The 22,235-nt window shown below is 46.1% G+C and carries 22 protein-coding genes and 1 other RNA gene; 19 read left to right on the top strand and 4 right to left on the bottom strand.

Annotated elements, in window-relative coordinates; translation table 11 throughout:
- Positions 1–39 precede the first annotated feature (39 nt).
- The 9 genes from GN277_RS18975 (at position 40) to GN277_RS18935 (ending at position 9,973) form a co-directional block, all read left to right on the top strand.
- Positions 40–975: a putative ABC transporter permease gene (locus tag GN277_RS18975; RefSeq protein WP_159752665.1), complete on the top strand. Its 936-nt coding sequence runs from the start codon at positions 40–42 to the stop codon at positions 973–975.
- A 133-nt stretch (positions 976–1,108) separates the two neighbouring features.
- The gene (gene leuC, locus GN277_RS18970) at positions 1,109–2,383 is read left to right on the top strand and encodes a 3-isopropylmalate dehydratase large subunit (protein ID WP_159752663.1); all 1,275 of its coding nucleotides are present in this window, start codon (positions 1,109–1,111) and stop codon (positions 2,381–2,383) included.
- Positions 2,383–2,871, top strand: coding sequence for a 3-isopropylmalate dehydratase small subunit (leuD, locus tag GN277_RS18965; protein ID WP_159752661.1), 489 nt, complete (start codon positions 2,383–2,385; stop codon positions 2,869–2,871). The genes leuC and leuD overlap by 1 nt, the downstream gene beginning before the upstream one ends.
- Before the next feature lie 35 nt (positions 2,872–2,906).
- On the top strand, positions 2,907–4,394 hold the full coding sequence (gene thrC / locus GN277_RS18960; protein WP_159752659.1) for a threonine synthase: 1,488 nt from the start codon (positions 2,907–2,909) through the stop codon (positions 4,392–4,394).
- Positions 4,395–4,466: 72 nt separating this feature from the next.
- Positions 4,467–4,649, top strand: a non-coding RNA gene (gene ssrS / locus GN277_RS18955) — 6S RNA.
- A 66-nt stretch (positions 4,650–4,715) separates the two neighbouring features.
- Positions 4,716–5,162 (top strand): D-aminoacyl-tRNA deacylase, encoded by a 447-nt coding sequence (gene dtd, locus GN277_RS18950; protein ID WP_159752657.1) that lies wholly within the window; start codon positions 4,716–4,718, stop codon positions 5,160–5,162.
- Positions 5,163–5,363: 201 nt separating this feature from the next.
- Positions 5,364–5,864, top strand: coding sequence for a MarR family winged helix-turn-helix transcriptional regulator (locus GN277_RS18945; protein ID WP_159752655.1), 501 nt, complete (start codon positions 5,364–5,366; stop codon positions 5,862–5,864).
- A 31-nt stretch (positions 5,865–5,895) separates the two neighbouring features.
- Positions 5,896–8,130, top strand: a complete 2,235-nt coding sequence (locus GN277_RS18940) for an ABC transporter ATP-binding protein (protein ID WP_159752653.1) — start codon at positions 5,896–5,898, stop codon at positions 8,128–8,130.
- A 1-nt stretch (position 8,131) separates the two neighbouring features.
- Positions 8,132–9,973: an ABC transporter ATP-binding protein gene (locus tag GN277_RS18935; protein WP_204162763.1), complete on the top strand. Its 1,842-nt coding sequence runs from the start codon at positions 8,132–8,134 to the stop codon at positions 9,971–9,973.
- Positions 9,974–10,056: 83 nt separating this feature from the next.
- Here the strand turns inward: GN277_RS18935 and GN277_RS18930 are convergent, their stop codons facing one another.
- The 3 genes from GN277_RS18930 to GN277_RS18920 all read right to left on the bottom strand — a co-directional run bounded on the left by GN277_RS18930 (position 10,057) and on the right by GN277_RS18920 (position 11,318).
- Positions 10,057–10,317, bottom strand: coding sequence for a spore coat protein (locus GN277_RS18930; protein WP_159752651.1), 261 nt, complete (start codon positions 10,315–10,317; stop codon positions 10,057–10,059).
- A gap of 13 nt (positions 10,318–10,330) precedes the next feature.
- Positions 10,331–10,513, bottom strand: a complete 183-nt coding sequence (locus tag GN277_RS18925; protein ID WP_159752649.1) for a hypothetical protein — start codon at positions 10,511–10,513, stop codon at positions 10,331–10,333.
- Positions 10,514–10,574: 61 nt separating this feature from the next.
- Complete coding sequence (locus GN277_RS18920; protein WP_159752647.1) at positions 10,575–11,318, bottom strand: gamma-glutamyl-gamma-aminobutyrate hydrolase family protein; 744 nt, start codon at positions 11,316–11,318, stop codon at positions 10,575–10,577.
- A gap of 83 nt (positions 11,319–11,401) precedes the next feature.
- Between GN277_RS18920 and GN277_RS18915 the strand changes: the two genes are divergently transcribed.
- Positions 11,402–12,394, top strand: coding sequence for a dipeptidase (locus GN277_RS18915; protein WP_159752645.1), 993 nt, complete (start codon positions 11,402–11,404; stop codon positions 12,392–12,394).
- A gap of 66 nt (positions 12,395–12,460) precedes the next feature.
- Here the strand turns inward: GN277_RS18915 and GN277_RS18910 are convergent, their stop codons facing one another.
- The gene (locus GN277_RS18910) at positions 12,461–13,687 is read right to left on the bottom strand and encodes an argininosuccinate synthase (protein ID WP_159752643.1); all 1,227 of its coding nucleotides are present in this window, start codon (positions 13,685–13,687) and stop codon (positions 12,461–12,463) included.
- Positions 13,688–13,961: 274 nt separating this feature from the next.
- On the opposite strand from GN277_RS18910, the gene GN277_RS18905 reads away from it, so the two are divergent.
- The 9 genes from GN277_RS18905 to GN277_RS18865 all read left to right on the top strand — a co-directional run bounded on the left by GN277_RS18905 (position 13,962) and on the right by GN277_RS18865 (position 22,230).
- Complete coding sequence (locus GN277_RS18905; protein ID WP_159752641.1) at positions 13,962–14,324, top strand: PadR family transcriptional regulator; 363 nt, start codon at positions 13,962–13,964, stop codon at positions 14,322–14,324.
- Positions 14,321–15,661 carry an FtsW/RodA/SpoVE family cell cycle protein gene (locus GN277_RS18900; RefSeq protein ID WP_159752639.1) on the top strand — a complete coding sequence of 447 codons (1,341 nt, stop codon included), beginning with the start codon at positions 14,321–14,323 and terminating at the stop codon, positions 15,659–15,661. The genes GN277_RS18905 and GN277_RS18900 overlap by 4 nt, the downstream gene beginning before the upstream one ends.
- Before the next feature lie 188 nt (positions 15,662–15,849).
- On the top strand, positions 15,850–16,890 hold the full coding sequence (argC, locus tag GN277_RS18895) for an N-acetyl-gamma-glutamyl-phosphate reductase (RefSeq protein ID WP_159752637.1): 1,041 nt from the start codon (positions 15,850–15,852) through the stop codon (positions 16,888–16,890).
- 88 nt (positions 16,891–16,978) lie between these two features.
- Entirely contained in the window at positions 16,979–17,425 is a 447-nt protein-coding gene (locus tag GN277_RS18890) for a GNAT family N-acetyltransferase (RefSeq protein ID WP_159752634.1), read from the top strand.
- Positions 17,426–17,477: 52 nt separating this feature from the next.
- The gene (argJ, locus tag GN277_RS18885; protein ID WP_159752632.1) at positions 17,478–18,701 is read left to right on the top strand and encodes a bifunctional glutamate N-acetyltransferase/amino-acid acetyltransferase ArgJ; all 1,224 of its coding nucleotides are present in this window, start codon (positions 17,478–17,480) and stop codon (positions 18,699–18,701) included.
- 50 nt (positions 18,702–18,751) lie between these two features.
- Positions 18,752–19,651: an acetylglutamate kinase gene (gene argB / locus GN277_RS18880; protein WP_159752630.1), complete on the top strand. Its 900-nt coding sequence runs from the start codon at positions 18,752–18,754 to the stop codon at positions 19,649–19,651.
- Between the two features lie 34 nt (positions 19,652–19,685).
- Positions 19,686–20,867 (top strand): aspartate aminotransferase family protein, encoded by a 1,182-nt coding sequence (locus tag GN277_RS18875; protein ID WP_159752628.1) that lies wholly within the window; start codon positions 19,686–19,688, stop codon positions 20,865–20,867.
- A 98-nt stretch (positions 20,868–20,965) separates the two neighbouring features.
- Complete coding sequence (locus tag GN277_RS18870) at positions 20,966–21,397, top strand: DMT family transporter (RefSeq protein WP_159752626.1); 432 nt, start codon at positions 20,966–20,968, stop codon at positions 21,395–21,397.
- A gap of 98 nt (positions 21,398–21,495) precedes the next feature.
- Positions 21,496–22,230 carry a helix-hairpin-helix domain-containing protein gene (locus GN277_RS18865; RefSeq protein ID WP_244324789.1) on the top strand — a complete coding sequence of 245 codons (735 nt, stop codon included), beginning with the start codon at positions 21,496–21,498 and terminating at the stop codon, positions 22,228–22,230.
- The last annotated feature ends 5 nt before the right edge of the window (positions 22,231–22,235 follow it).

Here is a 22,235-nt window from a genome sequence, read left to right as displayed (position 1 = left end):
TGTGAGAGTTGAGAATAATGAAATTACCGGAGGAAGAAGATGCAGATATACTATTTTATTTTATACTTTTTTATATATGGTTTTTTGGGTTGGTGTACGGAGGTGGCCTATGCGACGGTTAAGCAGAAAAAGTTTGTGAATCGTGGTTTTCTAAATGGTCCAATCTGTCCGGTCTATGGGGTGGGCATTGGCATGGTGGTCATGCTGTTAGAGCCCATGAGCGGGACTATTGTATCCCTCTACGTAGTGTCCACGGCATTGGTGACGACGATTGAGGGAGTGACGGGTTATCTGATGGATCGGTTGTTTCATCATAAATGGTGGGATTACTCAAACCAGCCTTTGAATATCGGCGGGTATGTGTGCCTTTTGTTCTCCCTTGCGTGGGGAGTTGCCTGCGTGCTGATTGTAAGGGTGATTCATCCATTTGTCTGTCAGATGGTGGATATGATTCCGGTTACTGTGGGGATTGGGCTTGCTGCAGTGCTTGGAATTGCACTCTTGGCGGATCTGTATGTAACCACGGCTGAGATTCTGAAGTTAAATAAAAAGCTGGATACCATGGAGAAGATTTCGGCAGAGCTTCGTGAACTTTCAGATATGATTGGAGTGAACATCCACGAGAGCGTTATGGAGACCATGGAATTCTCGGAGGAGACGAAGAAGCAGCTAGACTCAGCGGTTTCAGAGTTGCGCGAGAAGCTGGATTCTGTTGCTCAGGAGCAGAAGGATCATCTGGAGGAGAGAATTGACCGTGTGGAGGAGAAAATTGAGGCGAAGCTGTATCCGGAGGAGGAGAAGGCGCTCCTGGCAGAGCTTCGGAATAAATATGCGGAGCTTAAGGGAAAATATACGGAGCTTGCAGGCCGCAGTACCCTTGTCACCAGACGCTTAATCGATGCATTTCCAAAGATGGAATCCAGGCTTCACAAAGAGATGTTCAATGAGATGAGGAATCGCATCTGGCGAAGATAAGAGGGCCGTTGTTTAGAACCAATGTCAGAGTCAGGTGTTTTGGATAATGAGAATCCTTGTCATGAAAGAATATCTGTGGTAGAATACCACGTATGAAAAATTCTAAAGACGTAAAGAACAGGAGGGTGTCAGAATGGGAATGACAATGACGCAGAAAATCTTAGCTGCCCATGCCGGTTTGGATTATGTTGAGGCGGGACAGTTGATTGAAGCGAAGCTTGATGTAGTTATGGCAAATGATATTACAGGGCCAATGGCACTGCCAATCTTCAGGGAGATGGCAGCCCAGGTATTTGATAAGGATAAGGTGGTTCTGGTGCCGGATCATTTTACACCGAATAAAGATATCAAATCAGCGGAGAATTCCAAGTCAATTCGTGAGTTCGCAAGGGAACAAGGCCTTACTTGGTATTTTGAGCAGGGAAAGTCTGGTGTTGAGCATGCGATTCTTCCGGAGGCGGGCGTAGTCGTAGGAGGCGAGTGTATTATCGGAGCCGATTCTCATACCTGTACATACGGGGCTCTTGGAGCGTTTTCCACCGGCGTGGGAACGACGGATATTGCCACTGGAATGGCGACGGGAGAGCTGTGGTTTAAGGTTCCAAGCGCCATTAAGTTCGTATTGACAGGAAAGCCTGGACCTTATGTCAGCGGCAAGGATATTATTATTCATATCATCGGTAAGATTGGTGTGGATGGAGCGTTATATAAATCTATGGAATTCACAGGAGACGGCATTTTGAATCTGTCCATGGACGACCGTTTTACCATGGCGAACATGGCGATTGAAGCGGGGGCTAAGAATGGAATCTTCCCTGTAGATGCAAAGGCTCAGGAATATATGAGGGAGCACTCTAAAAAGGAATATAAGATTTACGAGGCGGATGCAGACGCAGAGTATGACGAAGTGGTTGAGATTGATTTGGCAAAGGTTCGTCCTACAGTTGCATTTCCACATCTTCCTGGAAATGCCAAGACCATTGATGAGATTGAAGCCATGGAGCCGATTAAGATTAACCAGGTTGTAATCGGCTCATGTACCAATGGGCGTATGGAGGATATGCGAAAAGCAGCGGCAATCCTTAAGGGGCAGACTGTACATCAGGATGTACGTGTAATGGTTATTCCAGCTACCCAGAAGATTTACAAACAATGTATCGCAGAAGGACTTCTGGATATCTTTGTGGATGCAGGCTGTGCTGTGAATACGCCGAGCTGCGGGCCTTGTATGGGCGGACATATGGGAGTTATGGCGGCAGGAGAGAAATGTGTATCAACGACGAACCGGAATTTTGTAGGACGTATGGGGCATGTAGATTCCCTAATCTATCTTGCGTCGCCTGAGGTTGCGGCGGCAAGCGCGATTGCCGGATACATTGCGAATCCAGAGAAAGTAGGTGGCAGATAATGAGAGCGACAGGACATGTATTTAAGTATGGAGATAATGTGGATACGGATGTAATTATTCCCGCTAGATATCTGAATTCTTTTGACGCCCAGGAGTTGGCAAGCCATGCCATGGCAGATATTGATCCAGATTTTGTGAATAAGGTAAAGCCAGGTGATCTTATCGTGGCAAACAAGAATTTTGGCTGCGGGTCCTCAAGGGAGCATGCGCCGCTGTGTCTTAAGACGGCGGGGGTAAGCTGCGTGATTGCGGAGACGTTTGCACGAATCTTTTATCGGAATGCAATCAATATTGGATTGCCGATTATCGAATGTCCAAAGGCGGCGAAAGGAATCGAAGCCGGCGACGAGGTTGAGGTTGATTTCGACAGCGGCATGATTTATAACCTTACAAAAGGGACAGAATTTAAGGGACAGCCGTTCCCTGAGTTTATGCAGAAGTTGATTGCGGCAGGCGGACTTGTAAAGTATACCAACAGTAAGAGATAGAATTTTGTGGACATATGGGGCAAAGGGAGAAGAAGATGAAGCTGTATTATAAAAGTACAAGGAATTCTGAATTGAGAGTAAGCTCATCTGAGGCAATCCTTAAGGGACTGGCTTCGGATGGGGGCTTGTTTGTACCGGAGAAGCTGCCGGTTCTGGATGTGCCAATGGAAGAATTAAAGGACATGACATACCAGGAGACGGCCTATGCTGTGATGAAGCAGTTTCTTACGGATTTTACGGAAGATGAATTGAAGGATTGTATTGCCAGGGCCTATGACGGGAAATTCGACACAGAGGAGATTGCGCCTCTTGCGAAGGTGGGCGACACCTATTTTTTGGAATTGTTTCATGGAGCTACGATTGCATTCAAGGATATGGCGCTGTCGATTCTGCCCCATCTCATGATAACTGCTGCAAGGAAGAAGCAGGTAGAGAATGAGATTGTGATTCTGACGGCCACTTCAGGAGATACGGGGAAGGCGGCTCTAGCGGGATTTGCAGATGTGAAAGGAACTCGAATCATTGTATTCTATCCGAAGAATGGCGTAAGTCCGGTGCAGGAGTTACAGATGACGACCCAGAAGGGAAGCAACGTGAATGTAGTTGCGATTCATGGGAATTTTGACGACGCCCAGAGCGGGGTGAAGGCAATCTTTGAGGATCAGGAGCTTGCAAAGGAGTTGGAGGAAAAGGGATATCAGTTTTCCTCGGCCAATTCGATTAATATTGGACGTCTGGTTCCCCAGGTGGTTTACTATGTCTATGCTTATGCGAAGCTGCTGGCCAATGAGGAGATTAGCATTGGAGAAAAGATTAATATAGTTGTTCCCACAGGGAATTTTGGAAATATCCTTGCCGCCTATTATGCGAAGCAGATGGGAGTGCCTATTGGCAAGTTGATTTGTGCCTCCAATGAGAACAAGGTGCTGTTTGATTTCTTTGGAACAGGTACTTACGACAGGAATCGAGAATTTGTGCTTACGTCCTCTCCATCCATGGACATTCTGGTTTCCAGCAATCTTGAGAGGCTGATTTATCTGATTACAGGAGAAGCTTCTGATAAGACAAAGGAGCTGATGGATGGGCTGAAAGGGAATGGAAGTTATTCCATTACAGAGGAGATGAAAGCAAAGCTTCAGGACTTTGAGGCAGGATTTGCCACAGAGACGGACACAGCAGAATGTATCAGGCGTGTCTATGAGAGGACGGGGTATGTGTTGGATACCCATACGGCGGTTGCGGCGTATGTCTGTGAGCAGTATCAAAGGAAGAACGGGGATTCTGGCAAATGTGTGGTGGCATCCACAGCGAGTCCCTATAAATTTGCCAAGAGTGTTATGACAGCCATCGACAGTAAATATGAGGCAGAGGACGATTTTGCGCTGCTTAATAAGCTTCCGTCTGTATCTGGTGTTGATCTGCCTCAGGCGATTAAGGATATTTTGGATGCAAAGGTTTTGCATACCCTGGAATGTGACAAAAACCAGATGAAGGAGCTTGTAAAGAAATTATTGATTTATTAATCCAAAGATATCCAAAGATATTTATGTATTTATTGTTGAAAATCCAGGGATAATAGAGTATAATAGTCCTTAGGAAACCTGGGGTGCTCGATAATCTTGTAATTTTGAACCTACAAAACTTTAAACGGGACTCCTACATCTCCGTAATATGCCAGGCCTCCAAGTTATGCAGTGGAAGGCAGAAAAGCGGATGCGGACACCCACCTAGCATCAGGCTAGGAGTCAAAATACAGGAACCGGCATTTTGGGGGAGCTACAAATGACAAAAGGCAGTCTTTATGGCTGTCTTTTTTATTGGGAAAAGCAGGAGGTTACGAGAAGATGAGATTTGTAATTCAGAGAGTGTTAGAAAGTGAGGTAAAGGCAGACGGGGAAGTCCTTGGCAAGATTGGAAAGGGGTTCATGGTCTTAATCGGAGTCTGTGATTCCGATACAAAGGAGATTGCGGACAAGATGGTAAAGAAGATGATAGGGCTTCGGATTTTTGAAGATGAACAGGGCAAGACGAACCTGTCTCTTGACGCTGTGGACGGGGAGTTATTGCTGGTTTCGCAGTTTACACTGTATGCGAATTGTAAGAAAGGAAACCGGCCAAGCTTCATAGAGGCGGGAGCGCCGGATATGGCCAAGGATATGTATGAGTATATTATAGCCAAGTGTAAAGAGCAGGGTTTAACCGTAAAACAGGGCCGGTTTGGGGCGGACATGAAGGTCAGTCTGGTCAATGACGGACCATTTACGATTATTCTCGATTCTGATACATTATAGTCGTTGACGTGTGAAAATGGGATGGAGCGCTTCTGTATTTAGCTTTATCCCATAATTTAATTATCTAATTAATTTTTTCTAAAATTTCCCATAAAAAATGTAAAAAAAACATAAATATGTTGACATATTTGGATAAAATGACTAATCTAAATGTTAGAAAACTAATGAATATTAGATTTGCAGAATGAAAGAAGGGAGACTATGAAGAATATAGAGGATGCAAGGGTATTTATTGTGATGCATCAGTTAATGCATTTAAGCAGATATCAGGCGGTCAGGCGAATGGAGGATATGGAGTTGAATCCAAGCCAGGCGGGGATTCTGTTTATTCTGAATAATCAGGGGAGGCTTTCTCAGCGGCAGCTTGCGGAGAAAATCGGGATTACTCCGCCTTCTATGACGGTAACGCTTAGGAAATTAGAAGAACGTGGGTTTATCACAAAGGAGCCGGACGAGAGGGACCAGAGAATTCTTCGTATCTGTTTATCAGAGGCAGGGAAGGAATGTATCGAGAAAATAAAATCCATTATGAAGGACATGGAGGAAATACTGTATCGGGGATTTTCAGTGGAGGAGAGGCTTTTGTTTCAAAGGCTGCTTCTTGAGATGCGGGAAAATATGCTGGATTCTAAGGACTTTAAGGGGATGGATTTCAAGACGATTATCGAGAAGACAGGACCTCCGATGGGACATGACTTTTGACTTTGGATTACTAGGAAAGGATTGGTGAGATATGCAAAAATTATTTGGGTTTTTAAAACCATATGCCGGCCAGGTTCTGGCGATTTTCTGTGTGTTGATTGTGCAGGCGTATTGTGACTTGTCCCTGCCCACATATACATCAGATATTGTCAATGTGGGGATACAGCAGAAAGGAATTGATGAGAAGGCGCCCTATGTTATCGGGGAGGAGGATTTGAATCATCTCTTGCTGTTTGTGCCTTCAGATGAGCAGGAAACGGTAAGAGCGGCCTATGAGGAAAAGGCTTCCGATGGCAGCGCAGAAAAAAAAGTAAGAAAGCTTTCAGAGGCTGTGAGAGAAGACGAGGATAAGATGGAGGAGTTATCAGAGCTTTTGGGAAAACCTATGCTTCTTTGTACGGGCTTTGACTCTGGAAGCGAAGCTGCCATAAAGTTGGAGAAGCAGATGAAAACCCAGATGGAGTCTGTGATGCCAAACGCAAGCCAGATGTCTGTTTATGAAATATTTGAGATGATGGAGGCTTCTAAAAGGGATTCCCTGGTTGGGGAGATTGAAGAACAGTTTTCTTCTATGCCGGAAACTATGATAGAGCAGTCTGTGGCGGTCTACATTCAGAATGTATACGAAAAAATCGGTGTTGACACCAACCAGCTTGAGACTCGCTATATCCTTCGGACAGGAGGAAGGATGCTGGCATTGGCTGCATTGGGAATGATTGCGAGCATTATGGTGGGACTGATGGCTTCCCGCGTAGGCGCGAAGATCGGACGTGGGCTTAGAAAGGATGTATTCCGCAAGGTAGTAGGTTTCTCCAATGGAGAATTCGACAAATTTTCCACTGCATCTCTGATTACCAGAAGTACCAACGATATCCAACAGATTCAGCTTTTGACGGTCATGATTCTTCGGATGGTGCTGTATGCGCCGATTATGGCTGCAGGAGGAATCTTCAAGGTATTTCGTACCAACGTGGATATGTCGTGGATTATTGCTCTTGCCGTAGCGTTAATCGTTATGGTGGTGGTGGTTCTGTTTACTGTGGTAATGCCCAAGTTTAAGGTGGTGCAGAGTATGGTGGATCGTCTGAATCTTGTCAGCCGTGAGATTCTTACGGGACTTGAGGTGATTCGGGCATTCAGTACAGAGAAATACGAGGAAAAGCGTTTTGACAATGCAAATAAGGATTTGACAAAGACGAATCTGTTTGTGAACCGTGCAATGACCTTCATGATGCCTTTTATGATGCTGATTATGAATGGAATCGCTGTGCTGATTGTCTGGGTTGGCGGACACAGCATCAATGACGGAAGTATGCAGGTTGGCGATATGATGGCGTTTATCCAGTATACGATGCAGATTATTATGTCATTCCTCATGATCTGTATGATTTCTGTCATGCTGCCAAGAGCAGCGGTTTCGGCGGAGCGCGTTGATGAGATTCTAAGCAGCAGTACGCTTATCCATGATCCAGACTGTCCGGTTCATTTTGGAGAAAATGGAAATGGAGAGGTAAGATTTGAACATGTTTCCTTCCGTTATCCAGGCGCCGAGGAGGATGTGCTTCATGATATTTCATTTACAGCTAAGCCAGGAGAGACCACGGCGGTGATTGGAAGTACGGGAAGCGGAAAATCTACGCTGGTCAATCTGCTTCCGCGGTTTTATGATGTTACGGAAGGCAGGATTATGATTGACGGTGTGGATATACGAGATATTTCTCAGAAAGAGCTTCGGGAAAGACTTGGTTATGTTCCCCAGAAAGGCGTCCTTTTTTCAGGAGACATCGCATCCAATATTCTGTACGGGAATCCGGACGGAAGCGAGGAGGAGATGAAAGAGGCGGCAAAAATTGCTCAGGCAGCAGAGTTTATTGAGGAGAAGCAGAAGAAATATCAAAGTTCTATCGCACAGGGCGGCTCGAATGTATCCGGCGGACAGAAGCAGAGGCTGTCTATTGCGAGGGCCGTTGCAAAACATCCGGATGTGTATATTTTTGACGATAGCTTTTCGGCGCTGGATTATAAGACGGATGTGAAGCTTCGGAATGCGCTTAAGGAAAAGACGGCCAAGAGTACGGTACTCATTGTTGCCCAGCGGATTAGTACGATTCTTAATGCAGAGCAGATTCTTGTGTTAGATGATGGGAAGGTTGTTGGCAAGGGTACCCACAGGGAGCTTTTGAAAAATTGTGAAGAATATTACCAGATTGCATCGTCCCAGTTATCTGAGAAGGAGCTGGAAAATGACATGAAGGAGGTGGGCTGATATGGCGAGACGAGGTATGGGGCACAGAGGACCAGGCATGGGGCATGGCGGACACGGTATGCCGGGGGAGAAGGCCAAAGATTTTAAAGGTACCATGAGGAAGCTAATGACGTATCTTGGCATGTATAAGATTCCTCTTGTATTCGTTGTCCTGTTTGCCGTAGGGAGTACGGTCTTCAATATTCTGGGACCGAAGATTTTGGGAAGGGCTACGACGGAAATATTTAACGGTTTGGTTGAAAAGATTTCAGGAGGAGCAGGAATCGATTTTGACAAAATCGGAAGAATCCTGATTCTGTTGATGGGCTTGTATGTGTTAAGCGCACTGTTTTCATTTATTCAGGGTTTTATTATGACCGGAGTTTCTCAGAAGCTGACTTACCGGATGCGAAAGGAGATTTCAGAGAAGATTAACCGTATGCCTATGAACTATTTTGACAGGCAGCCTCATGGTGAGATTTTGTCCAGGATTACTAATGATGTGGATACTTTAAGTCAAAGCTTGAACCAGAGTGCGACGCAGTTGATAACTTCCGTGGCTACGATTATCGGCGTGTTAGTTATGATGCTGAGCATCAGTCCGTTGATGACGCTGATTGCCCTTTTGATTCTTCCGGTTTCCGTGGGGCTGATTTCCGTGATTGTGAAGCGTTCTCAGAAGTATTTCAAGAGTCAGCAGGAGTATCTGGGACACGTAAACGGTCAGGTTGAGGAGGTTTACGGCGGGCATAATATTGTGAAGGCATTTAATAAAGAAGAGGATGTGATTGCAGAGTTTGAACGGGATAATGACATCCTGTATGAGTCTGCGTGGAAGTCTCAATTTTTGTCAGGAATGATGATGCCTGTCATGCAGTTTGTGGGGAATCTTGGGTATGTGGCTGTGGTCATACTTGGGGGATGGCTTGCGATTAGGGATGTGATTGAGGTTGGTGATATTCAGTCTTTTATCCAGTATGTGCGCAACTTTACACAGCCAATCCAGCAGGTGGCGCAGGTGGCGAATATGCTTCAGTCTACGGCAGCAGCTTCCGAGAGGGTGTTTGAGTTTCTGGAGGAGGATGAGGAGGACCAGACTGTGCCGGATGCAGTTTCAATTAAGGGGTTGGAAGGGCGCGTAGAGTTTGAGAACGTGCGTTTTGGATACAACCCAGAGCATACCATTATCCATGATTTCAGCGCAAAGGTAGAGCCAGGGCAGAAGATTGCGATTGTCGGTCCTACTGGCGCGGGAAAAACAACTATGGTGAAACTGGTCATGCGCTTCTATGACGTCAACGGAGGTTCCATTAAGGTGGACGGACATGACATCCGGAATTTTAACCGGAGTGAGCTTCGGGAAATGTTCGGAATGGTGCTGCAGGATACATGGCTGTTTAAAGGCAGCATTGAGGACAATATCCGCTATGGGAAACTGGACGCATCCCATGACCAGGTGGTTGAGGCGGCTAAGGCGGCCTATGTACACCGGTTTGTGCAGACCCTTCCAGGGGGCTACAGCATGGAGTTGAACGAGGAGGCGAATAACGTTTCTCAGGGGCAGAAACAGTTATTGACCATAGCCCGCGCAATTCTGGCAGACCCCAAGATTTTGATTCTGGATGAAGCAACAAGCTCTGTAGATACCCGTACTGAGGTCAGGATTCAGAAGGCAATGGATAATCTCATGCGTGGAAGAACCAGCTTTATCATTGCCCACAGGCTGTCTACGATTCGGGATGCGGATTTGATTTTGGTCATGAAGGACGGAGATATTATAGAGCAGGGGACCCATGAGGAGTTGCTGGCGCGAAATGGCTTCTATGCAGAATTATATAACTCTCAGTTTGAAAGAAGTGCATAAAATATATAGTATGCTATGTAAAAATAACCAGGCGGAAGAACGAAAGGCTTTAAGGCACTGTTCTTCCGCCTGATTAGGTTTCTTTACTTCATTGAGCCTCCGCTTAAAATGGATTTTACGTGATCAATCTCCTGCTGTGACGCTTTGGCCGCCGGAACGTAATAGCTCTTTTCCCTTGCAACCTGATAAAGCTTCTCCTGAGACATCTCGCATTCATTTCTCATCTGCTTTAAGCACTGTTTAAGCTCCTTGTTCTCTGTCTGGGGAATCATCTCTCCAAATCGGGTCAGTTCGCCGTTGACGCCTGTGAGTGCGTCGCTTACCATTGTCTTTTCATCTAACATGTCTGCTTTCCTCCTATAAGAATTTCATTAAATCCTGCTTGTTCTTCATGGCAGAATTTGCGGCATCCTGGAAAAGTTTCTTTACTTCAGGGTCCTGTGCCTGGGATGCGTAATCCTGCAGCTTACAGTGGCAAGTGCTGTATCCTCCGATTAAGTGACGCAGGTTTTGTAAGTCGAGTACTGATAAATCGGCCATGTCTGTTTCCTCCTTTTTAATTGCGGACATTGGTTTTGAGCGCCGCATGGTTTGTTCGGGATTATTGTGTCCGTGGCTTTGGAGAAATATACTGCAAATTTTTGGCGTTTTTTGATTTTTCAATAAATGTATAAAACAGTTTTTGCATTGACGAGGATACGTTGAGCATACACTCTGGATGCCATTGAACGCCTACTACAAATGGAAGCTGGTCTGATTCGATTGCCTCTATGATGCCGTCAGATGCCACGGCAGATATGTTTAAGTTGGCGCCCAATATCCGGATGCACTGGTGATGGAAGCTATTTACAACTTCATTTTCATTGAAAATATTAGATAGTATGCTATCTTTTATGACTGTAATCTTATGGCAGGGGTCGGACCGGTCTTCAGATAACTGCATGTGGTTTAAGGATGCGGGCCAGCGCAGGGAGATATCCTGGTAAATGGTTCCGCCATGACAGATGTTGAGAAGCTGCATGCCGCGGCAGATGGCAAGAATGGGGAGTTTTAGTGACAGCAGGTATTTCATCAGTGTAATATGGAAATTGTCTGTACGATAATCTGTGGCTCCCCGTTCAGTCATTAATTCTTCACCGAACAGAAGGGGCGTTACGTCGTCTCCGCCGCAGAACAGGAATCCATCGCATTGTCTTCCGTATGAGAAATATGCGTCTTCATCCTGAGTGCAGGGCAGAAGGATGGGGATTCCGCCGGATTTTTTGATTGCCTGTATGTAGGTCTGTGGTACAAACTGACGCTGCTTCATATATCCGCAGGATACGATTCCGATTATTGGTTTCATGAAAAGCCTCCTCAAAAAAGGTATACATTTTTCCAGAGAAAATATATACTTACTGTAGAAGTTATGAAATGGAGGCGGAAGTTATGAAATTGATTGATTTGCATTGTGATACATTGTGGAAATTAATGGATATGGACAAAGACGGTGATTTGATGGAAAACCAATGCAGCGTCAGTATCCCGTTTATGAAGAAGGCAGGAACAAAGGCGCAGTTTTTTGCCTGCTTTACCTGTCTTAAGGATTTTGAACATGCAGGGGGATATGAGGGGTGCTACAGGCGCGTGCAGGATATGATTGCATATCTTAATCGTCAGGTGCAGACATATCCGGAACAGATTGGTATTGCCAGGTCTTTTCAGGATATGCAGGAGAAGGAAAGCCAGGGGAAGATATCTGCATTTCTTACGGTGGAGGAGGGAGGCGTCCTTAATGGAGAGATGAGGAGGCTTTACGAGCTTTATGAAAAGGGAGTCCGGCTTGTGACGCTTTTGTGGAACTATGAGAACTGTATTGGGCATCCCAACAGCAGGGATGGGTCTATCATGAGCCGAGGACTTACACCTTTTGGCATTGATGTGGTCAGGAGGATGGATGAGCTTGGCATGATTGTGGATGTCTCCCACGCTTCGGACGGGACGTTCTTTGATATTCTTAAGTATTCCAGGAAACCGGTTGTGGCGTCTCATTCCAACTGCCGCACGCTCTGTAATCACCCAAGGAATCTGACAGATGAGATGATTAGAAGCCTTGCAGAAACAGGAGGGGTTGCGGGGCTGAATTTCTACGGGGCTTTCCTTGGTACAGGAAAAAGGGAGGACGCAGACGCCGCTTATGAGGACTCAAGGATTGATGGAATGACGGCTCATATTCTACATATGATACGGGTTGGGGGCAGCGATTTTCCAGCAATCGGGACGGACTTTGACGGTTTTGACGGGGGCAAGACCTTGGAGATACCTGATGCTTCCCGAATGGAGAGGCTGTGGGATGCCCTTGAAAGAGCCGGTGTATCCCAGGGGCAGTTGGATAAGCTTTGGGGGGATAATGCAAAAAGAGTGATCAGGGAAGTTTTGTAGACAAATATGGAGGAAAAAAGCTTGAGTGTTCCCCTTTTGAGGGACGCTCAAGCTTTTAATCGTATATTACTTCTGAGTCTTTTGAACCTCCTGCATCTTCATGGCGCGAACCTTAAGAGGCAGTCCGAACAGATTGATGAATCCGTCCGCATCATGATGGTCGTAAAGCTCTCCTGTCGTGAAGCTTGCAAGGGATTCGCTGTATAGTGAGTAGGGGGAGGTTGTTCCTGCTTTGATAATATTTCCCTTATATAGTTTGAATTTCACCTCTCCAGTTACATATTCCTGTGTAGACTCGACGAATGCCTGGACAGCTTCCCGAAGGGGAGTGAACCATTTTCCTTCGTACACAATCTGGGACAGCTTGTTGCCCATTTCTTCTTTCATCTCATAAGTGGCGCGGTCAAGTACCAGTTCTTCTAACTGCTGGTGAGTTTCATAGAGAATGGTTCCGCCGGGTGTCTCATATACACCACGGGATTTCATGCCTACTACACGGTTTTCCACGATATCACAGATACCGATTCCATGCTTTCCACCCAGTTCGTTTAATTTGCGGATAATGTCAGATACCTTCATCTCTTTACCGTTGATGCTCTTTGGGACACCTTTATCGAAGGTCATGGTAACATATTCACCCTCGTTGGGAGCCTTCTCTGGGGTTACGCCCAGAACCAGCAGGTTGTCATAATTAGGCTCAAGAGACGGGTCCTCAAGCTCCAAGCCCTCATGGCTAATGTGCCACAAGTTGCGGTCACGGCTGTAGCTGTGGCTTGCATCGAAAGGAAGATTGATTCCATGCTGTTTACAGTATTCAATCTCCTCCTCACGGGAGTTCATGGTCCATACGTCTGTCATACGCCATGGTGCGATAATCTTAAGGTCAGGAGCAAGAGCCTTGATGCCAAGCTCAAAACGAATCTGGTCGTTGCCCTTTCCGGTAGCGCCGTGGCAGATTGCGCTGGCGCCTTCTTTTCTTGCAATATCAACCAGCTTCTTTGCAATGGCAGGGCGGGCCATGGAGGTTCCCAGCAGGTATTTGTTCTCATAGACGGCGTGTGCCTGTACACATGGAACAATGTAATTGTCGCAGAAATCATCTACGATATCTTCAATATATAACTTGGATGCGCCGGAAAGCTTCGCTCGTTCTTCAAGACCATCAAGTTCTTCTCCCTGGCCGCAGTCTACGCAGCAGCAGATTACTTCATAGTCAAAATTCTCCTTAAGCCACGGAATAATCGCCGTTGTGTCAAGTCCTCCGGAATATGCTAATACAACTTTTTCTTTCATAAGAATATCCTCCTCATTCTGTCTTGTGTATGTAAAAATAGGTTGTTCTTAACTGCAAAGAATACTATACCGTATTTTTTATAATTATGCAAGAATAAATTGAAAAAAGATAAAATATACACTTTATGCACAAAATATACATTATATATGCGAGATATATAGGGAGGTTGAATAAATTTCCTTAAAAATGAATTGACATGTATAGATAATCTATATATACTATAGATAGTCGATATATAGATGAACGATATATTGTAGAAAGGAGAAATGAAAGATGGCAGTTGATAAGAGCCTGGTTTCGGGAAGTACCTCTATGCTGATTCTTCGGCTGCTGGAGGAAAAGGATATGTATGGATACGAGATGATTGAAGGACTGCGCAGGAAGTCCAGGAATGTATTTGAAATGAAGGCAGGAACTTTATATCCACTTTTGCACGGCATGGAGACAAAGGGGATGTTAAGATCATACACTTTGTCGGACGCGGTCCAAGCTCACCAGTCTGAAAAGGCAGGAAAGACGCGTAAGTATTACAGTATTACGAAGGAAGGACGTAAGGCTTTGGCAAAAAAGAAAGAAGAATGGCTGGCCTATACCCAGGCGGTCGCAGATGTATTGAGTATGGGAGGTGCCGTATGAAAAAAGAAGAATATTTGAGGATACTGGCAGAACAGATTCGATGTAAACAGGCGAGAGCCCAGGTGACTCAGGAGATTAGAAGTCATATCGAGGAGCAGGAGGAATTTTATATCAGCGAAGGGCTTAACAAGGAGGAAGCGCAGGCAGAGGCCGTAAGGCAGATGGGAGATCCGGTAGAAGCAGGAGCTGCGCTGGATCTGGTACACAGACCGCGGATGGCGTGGGGATGGATTGCGCTGATTGGAGGTCTGTATGGGGCAGGCTATATACTCCTGAATCTTCTTCAGAGCAATTTTTCAAAGGGGAATTTTATTGCGGGAGATCATGTAAAGTGGATGTTGATTGGATTTGCCGTACTGATTGGAGTGTGCTATTTGGATTACAGCCGGATTGGACGATGGGCGAGAGAGATTACGGTTGCGGCGTTTATTGTCGTGTTCGTGGGGATGTTTATTTTTGGCCAACAGATAAATGGCGCATTAGGGTGGATAACGCTGCCCATACTTTCCCTTTCCTTAAATATCCGATTATGCATCTTCCTTTTTGTCCCTCTATATGCAGCAATCGTGTATCGTTATCACGGGCAGGGGTATTTGGCAGTTGGGAAGAGTCTTCTTTGGATGCTGCCTGGGTTATGTATTGCCTTAAGGGTTACCAGCGTCTTGACTGTGCTGATGCTGTTTTTGATTTATCTTCTTATTTTATCATTCGCAGTTGTAAAGGAATGGTTTAAGGTTTCCAGAGCAAAGACACTGTTATCGCTCTGGGGAGGAACGGTTCTGTTGTCTGGCATAGGGTATCTGAAGCTTTTTCTGTTTGGACCAGAGTACCAGCGTATGCGTGTCGCAAATATGCTGCAGCTTGAGAGTGGTGGGGAGAGCTATCAGCTTCGTCTGCTGAAAGGGATTCTGGAGGGCTGTCGCTGGATTGGCAGCGGAGAAGGGAAGATGGTTGTCAAAAGTGCAGACAGGATTATGGAAGGGATGGACTATGGACTGATGTACATTACAGCCTGCTATGGAATTCTGGTGTCAGTTCTTGTGATTGGTATGCTAACCGCTTTGTTCATCTGCTTCATGGGCATGTCAGTGGGGCAGAGAAACCGCCTTGGAAGTATCATTGGTTTTGGATGTACGGCCGCATTTTTGGTACAGCTTTTATTCTATGTGATGATGAATACAGGGATTTTACCGTCCAGCTCCGTCTATTGTCCCTTTCTTACTTACGGGGGAACCGGAGTACTTGTGACGAATACGCTGATTGGGCTTTTGCTGAGTATTTACCGCTATCAAGATGTTTTGCTGGAGTCTGAAACAGAAAGTATTTGTGTCTATTAATAATAGAATGCTTCAAAAAACACTTGCATAATATACGTATTAGATGTATAATTATGCAAGTGTTTTATTTTTTTATCAAAGGGCACACCAGATTTGTGTAATAATCTCTGGACAAGTATTCGGATTTGGTTTATATTGATTGAGATTGATAAAATAGGGTTATAGGATGCAGAAAGGATGTTGAATAGATGATAAAAGCAGGTATTATCGGCGCTACAGGCTATGCCGGAGGAGAACTGGTACGTCTCCTTTTAGGGCATAAGGATGCAAAGATCATCTGGTATGGCTCAAGAAGTTACATTGACAGGAAGTATGGGGATGTATATCAGAATATGTTCCAGATTGTAGATGAAAAATGTTTGGATGACAATATGGAAGAACTGGCGAAACAGGCGGACGTGATCTTCACAGCCACTCCTCAAGGGTTCTGCGCATCCATGATGAAGGAGGATATTCTTGCAAAGGCTAAGGTAATCGACCTGAGTGCAGACTACCGTATCAAAGATGTAGCGGTGTATGAAAAATGGTACGGGATTGAACATAAGAGCCCTCAGTTTATCGAAGAAGCTGTCTACGGGCTCTGTGAGGTGAACCGCGAGGATATCAGAAAGGCAAGGCTGGTGGCCAATCCAGGCTGTTATACCACTTGTTCTATTTTAACGGCATATCCCTTGGCAAAGGAAGGGATTATTGACATGGGGACGCTGATTATAGACGCAAAATCCGGTACTTCCGGTGCGGGCAGAGGCGCTAAGGTTCCTAACCTTTACTGTGAGGTCAATGAGAATATTAAGGCCTACGGTGTGGCTTCTCACAGACATACGCCGGAGATTGAGGAACAGTTAGGCTATGCCGCAAGAGAGAAGGTGGCGCTTAATTTCACGCCCCACCTGGTTCCCATGAATCGTGGAATTCTGGTGACAGAGTATGCATCTTTGAAAAAAGAGGTTACATATGAAGATGTGAAGGCTGTTTATGATAAGTATTACGGGAATGAGAGGTTTATCCGTTTTCTTGACGAGGGAGTCTGTCCGGAGACGAAATGGGTTGAGGGCAGCAACTATGTGGACATTAATGTTAAGATTGATTCAAGGACCAACCGGATTATAATGATGGGCGCGATTGACAATCTGGTAAAAGGCGCGGCAGGTCAGGCCGTACAGAATATGAACTTGATGTTCGGATTGCCGGAGAGCGAAGGGTTAAAACTGGTTCCCATGTTTCCGTAGCTTTCGGAGGCTGACTGCATTTGGGAAGGCATAGGCAGACGAAATCCCAAGGGAGATATTTTTATAGAAGTAAAACAGAGGTGAACTTATGATCCGAACAATGACGATAGAAGATTATGACGAGGTGTATAGACTGTGGACTAAGATACGGGGATTTGGTCTGAGAAGTGTGGATGATTCCAGAGAGGGAATTAAACGCTTCTTAAGCAGGAATCCGTCCACCAGTGTGGTGGCCTGGGAGGACGAAAAGGTGGTCGGGAGTATTCTGTGCGGACATGACGGGCGGCGGGGCTGTCTTTACCATGTTTGTGTGGACGAGGACTACAGAAGGCGCGGGATTGGTAAGGCGATGGTAGTGTATGCTATGGAAGAACTTAAAAAGGAGCAGATAAACAAGGTCTGCCTTATTGCATTTACCCGAAATGATATAGGCAATGCGTTCTGGAATACCATAGGGTGGACCAAAAGGCTGGATTTGAATTACTATGATTTTGTCTTAAATGAGAAGAACATTACGGCATTTAACCAGCAGTAAGAGGAGGACTCAATTTGTTCGGCAAATGGGTTACAAAAAGGAGGATTTGAAGATGGAGAAAATTAAGGGCGGTGTCACCGCGGCAAAGGGATATGAGGCGGCAGCAACGGCGGCAGGGATTAAGTACACAGACAGGACGGATATGGCCATGATTTACAGTCAGGTTCCATGTATCGCAGCGGGAACATTTACTACGAATGTAGTGAAAGCGGCTCCTGTGCGTTGGGATATGCAGGTAGTCAAAAGCGGCGCTAATGTTCAGGCAGTAATCGTGAATTCAGGAATTGCCAATGCCTGCACAGGAGAGGAAGGTTTTGGATACTGCAGGGAAACGGCCAGGGCAGCAGCGGCAGCGCTTAATATCTCTGAAAACGGAGTCCTAATCGGCTCTACGGGAGTGATTGGAAAGCAGCTTCCAATAGATAAGGTGTCTGCTGGAATCATGGCGTTGGCAGAGAAGAAGAAGCCTTCTCTGGAAAACGGTACTGGTGCGGCGAAAGCGATTATGACTACAGATACCTGTGAGAAGGAGATTGCCGTGACCATTCAGGTGGGCGGGCAGACTGTGACCATCGGCGGTATGGCGAAAGGCTCTGGTATGATTCATCCAAACATGTGTACTATGCTTGCATTTCTCACCACGGATGCCGTGATTGCCAAGGAGACGCTTCAGAAGGCTCTTTCCGAGGATGTAGGGGACACCTACAATATGATTTCCGTAGACGGGGATACCTCCACCAATGATACGGTGCTTCTTTTGGCAAACGGTATGGCAGAGAATCCTGAGATTGTGTACGAAACCGAAGATTACCAGAAGTTTAAGGAGGCCCTTCATGTCATCAATGAGTATCTTGCGAAGAAGATTGCAGGCGACGGCGAGGGGGCAACGGCTCTTTTCGAGGTTAAGGCAATAGGGTGCGAGAGTGTGGAGCAGGCTAAGACATTGGCTAAGTCTATCGTGTGCTCGAATCTAACCAAGACGGCAATCGCGGGTCATGACGCCAACTGGGGGAGAATCCTGTGTGCAATGGGGTATTCCGGCGCGCAGTTTAATCCGGAGAAGGTGGACCTTTTCTTTGAGAGTAAGGCTGGAAGGCTTCAGATTATTGAAAACGGGACTGCGGTAGATTATAGCGAGGAGAAAGCGACAAAGATTCTGTCAGAATCTGAGGTAACGGCAATCGCGGATGTGAAAATGGGTGACAAAGAGGCGACCGCTTGGGGATGTGATCTGACCCATGGGTATATTGATATTAATGCAGATTACAGGAGTTAAGTATTTTGAGACATATATGAAGCTGCGCAGGAGATAGGAGAGTTGATATCATGAATCAATCAATGCAGAAATATCTGGATAAGGCAGAGGTTTTAATAGAAGCGCTGCCCTATATCCAGCGGTTTAACCGAAAGATTATTGTAGTAAAATATGGCGGCAGCGCCATGGTGGATGAGCAGTTAAAGGAACAGGTCATTCAGGATGTGACTCTTTTAAAGCTGGTAGGTTTTAAACCGATTATTGTACATGGCGGCGGTAAGGAAATCAGCAAATGGGTTGAAAAGGCGGGCATGGAGCCGGAATTTGTCAATGGACTTCGGGTGACGGACGAGGCGACGATGGAGCTTGCTGAGATGGTGCTTGGCAAGGTAAACAAGGGGCTGGTGCAGCTTGTGGAGAGTCTGGGAGTCCGCGCCATCGGAATCAGCGGTAAGGACGGAGCTCTGCTTAAGGTGGAGAAGAAGTATGCAGATGGGGCGGATATCGGCTTTGTGGGTGAGGTAAAGCATGTGAATGCAGATATTCTGTTTGATTTGCTGGAAAAAGATTTTCTTCCGATTGTGTGTCCGGTAGGAATGGATGAGGAGTTTTGTACATATAATATCAATGCGGATGATGCGGCGTGTGCAATCGCCAGGGCGGTTCATGCAGAGAAGCTTGCATTTTTGACGGATATTGAAGGTGTCTATAAAGATCCGAAAGACCCGTCTACGCTCATATCTGAGCTTCGGGTATCGGAAGGAAAGGCATTGATGGAGGAGGGGTATATCGGAGGCGGAATGCTGCCGAAACTCCAGAATTGCATAGATGCCATTGAGAATGGTGTTTCCAGGGTTCATATTCTGGACGGCCGGATTCCCCATTGCCTCCTCCTTGAAATATTTACCAATAAGGGAATCGGGACAGCGATGCTCAATGACAGTGAAGAAAAGTTTTACCACGGGGAATAATTTGTAAAGAGAAACTTTATTATGGAGAAAAGAAATGAATCAATATATAGAAGAAACAAAAAAAGGACTCGTACATACTTATAACCGTTTTCCTGTCGTGCTTGAAAGAGGCGAGGGAGTCTATCTCTATGATACTGACGGGAAGAAATATCTTGATTTTGCGGCAGGCATCGCTGTATGCGGCCTGGGCTATGGCAATCAGGAATTGAATGAGGCGTTAAAAGCACAGATTGACTGCCTGACCCATACATCCAACCTGTATTATAACACCACATGCGGTCGCGCGGCAACAGCGCTTCGGCGGATTACAGGGATGGACAGGGTATTTTTTACCAACAGCGGGACAGAGGCCATTGAGGGCGCGCTTAAGGCGGCGAGAAAATACGCATGGAAGAAAGGAACTGGAAGATATGAATTCATTGCCATGGAGCATTCCTTCCATGGGCGAAGTATGGGGGCTGTGTCTGTGACTGGAAGCGAAGCCTACCGGACTCCTTTTGAGCCCTTGATTTCTGGAGTGAAGTTTGCAGAATTTAACAATCTGGACAGCGTAAAGGCACAGGTTACAGACAAGACCTGCGGAATTATTCTGGAGGCTCTTCAAGGGGAGGGCGGTATCAATCGGGCATCTAAGGAGTTCATGGAAGGAATCCGCAAGCTCTGTGACCAGGAAGGAATACTGATGATATGCGACGAGATTCAGTGCGGAATGGGACGTACGGGAGAGATGTTTGCATGGCAGTCCTATGGAACCAGGCCGGACATCATGGCCATGGCAAAGGCAATCGGAAGCGGTCTGCCGGTAGGGGCATTCGCCATGACAGAGGAGGTGGCGGAATATTCCTTAGAGCCTGGGGACCACGGGACCACCTACGGCGGCAACCCTCTTGCATGTGCGGCAGTAGCCAAGACTGTGGAGATTTTTGAGAGGGAGGATATTGTTGCCCATGTGCGGGAAATAGGCGCATATCTGAAGGAGAGACTTAAGGAGTTGGCGGCAGAATCCGACCAGGTGCTTGAGTGCAGAGGAATCGGCTTGATACAGGGAATTAAGGTGAAGAAGCCAGTAGGGGAGATTATCAATCGTGCTCTTGAAAGAGGGCTTTTGATTATTAGCGCGAGAGATAATGTGATTCGGCTCTTACCTCCTCTGATTATAGAAAAAGAACAGATTGATGAGATGATTGAAAAATTAAAATGGGCTTTTAACCAGTAGCCACATGCATATGTAGTTTTACGACGAAGTTATAAAAGACCAATCATTGGACATACTATCCGAAAGAAGCGTTCCGAAGGAAAAAGGAGGTATTTTCAATGATTGGTTTTTTTATTGCAATTCTGTCGGGAGCCCTTATGAGCGTACAGGGGGTATTCAATACACAGGTGACGAAGACGACGGGAATGTGGGTCAGCAATGGATGGGTGCAGCTTACTGCATTTGCGGTATGTGCCATAGCATGGCTGATTGCAGGCCGTGACAATATTATGACAATCACGAAGGTGGAGCCTAAATATGTACTCCTTGGAGGAGTGATTGGTGCAGGGATTACGCTGACCGTAATTAAAAGTATGGAGCAGCTTGGTCCTGCAAAGGCCGCACTTCTGATTGTGATTGCACAGTTAATAGTGGCATATGTAATTGAGCTGATGGGACTGTTTGGCGTAGAGAAGGAGCCCCTTGAGTGGAGGAAGATAATCGGAATGGGAATTGCGCTGATTGGAGTTGCAATTTTCCAGTGGAAATAGTACAATGATTAAGACATGATGTGGCAGGATTTTTCCTGCCCCATAAGATGCATATACGGGGTATTTGCAGTTTCGACAGACTGTAAAGGAGTTTATATATGCATAGAAGGATGGTTATGACTGCCGTGATGTTGGCATGGGCGCTGTTGTCTTTGCCCACAGGCTGCGCAGGAAGAACGAAGGGAGAAGATTTGGTCTGTCTGACGGATGAGACCCCAGAGGAAATACCGGAAGATGAAGAACGAAATAACAGTCCGAAGATTCTTGAAGAACATAACGAAGATAGTATGAAAGATGCAAAAGATAAGCTTAAGGAAGGCTCTAAGGAGGATGTGGGAAGCGACTGTAAGCAGGGAGTCATCTACGTACATGTATGCGGAGAGGTGGCCAATCCGGCAGTCTATCCCCTTCCGGCAGGAAGCCGTCTGTATGAAGCAATTCAGGCGGCGGGTGGTATCCTTGAGAGCGGTGCAGGCGAACAGCTAAATCAGGCGGCACAGCTTGAAGACGGTCAGCAGGTCTATGTACCGTCCAGAGATGAGGTGCAGGAGGGATTGGAAGGCGGCTTCCATTCAGGGCGGCTGGGTGAACCAGGCAGCGGGAATGGAGGGCAGCAGGGAGTTTTGTCAGCCGATGAAGGGAAGGTGAATCTTAACACAGCATCCAAAGAACAACTGATGACATTAAGCGGAATCGGGGAAGCAAAGGCGGCGTCGATTATCGCTTACAGAGAAGAACATGGAGGCTTCCAAAAGATTGAGGAATTGATGGAGGTCGAAGGGATTAAGGAAGGCGTATTTAATAAGGTCAGGGATCAGATTAGGGTTAATTAGGAGAG

Source organism: Sporofaciens musculi, assembly GCF_009830285.1.
In the GTDB taxonomy this organism is placed as follows: domain Bacteria; phylum Bacillota; class Clostridia; order Lachnospirales; family Lachnospiraceae; genus Sporofaciens; species Sporofaciens musculi.
The sequence above is the reverse complement of the archived record's forward strand: the minus strand, read 5'-3'. Positions and strand labels throughout refer to the sequence as shown.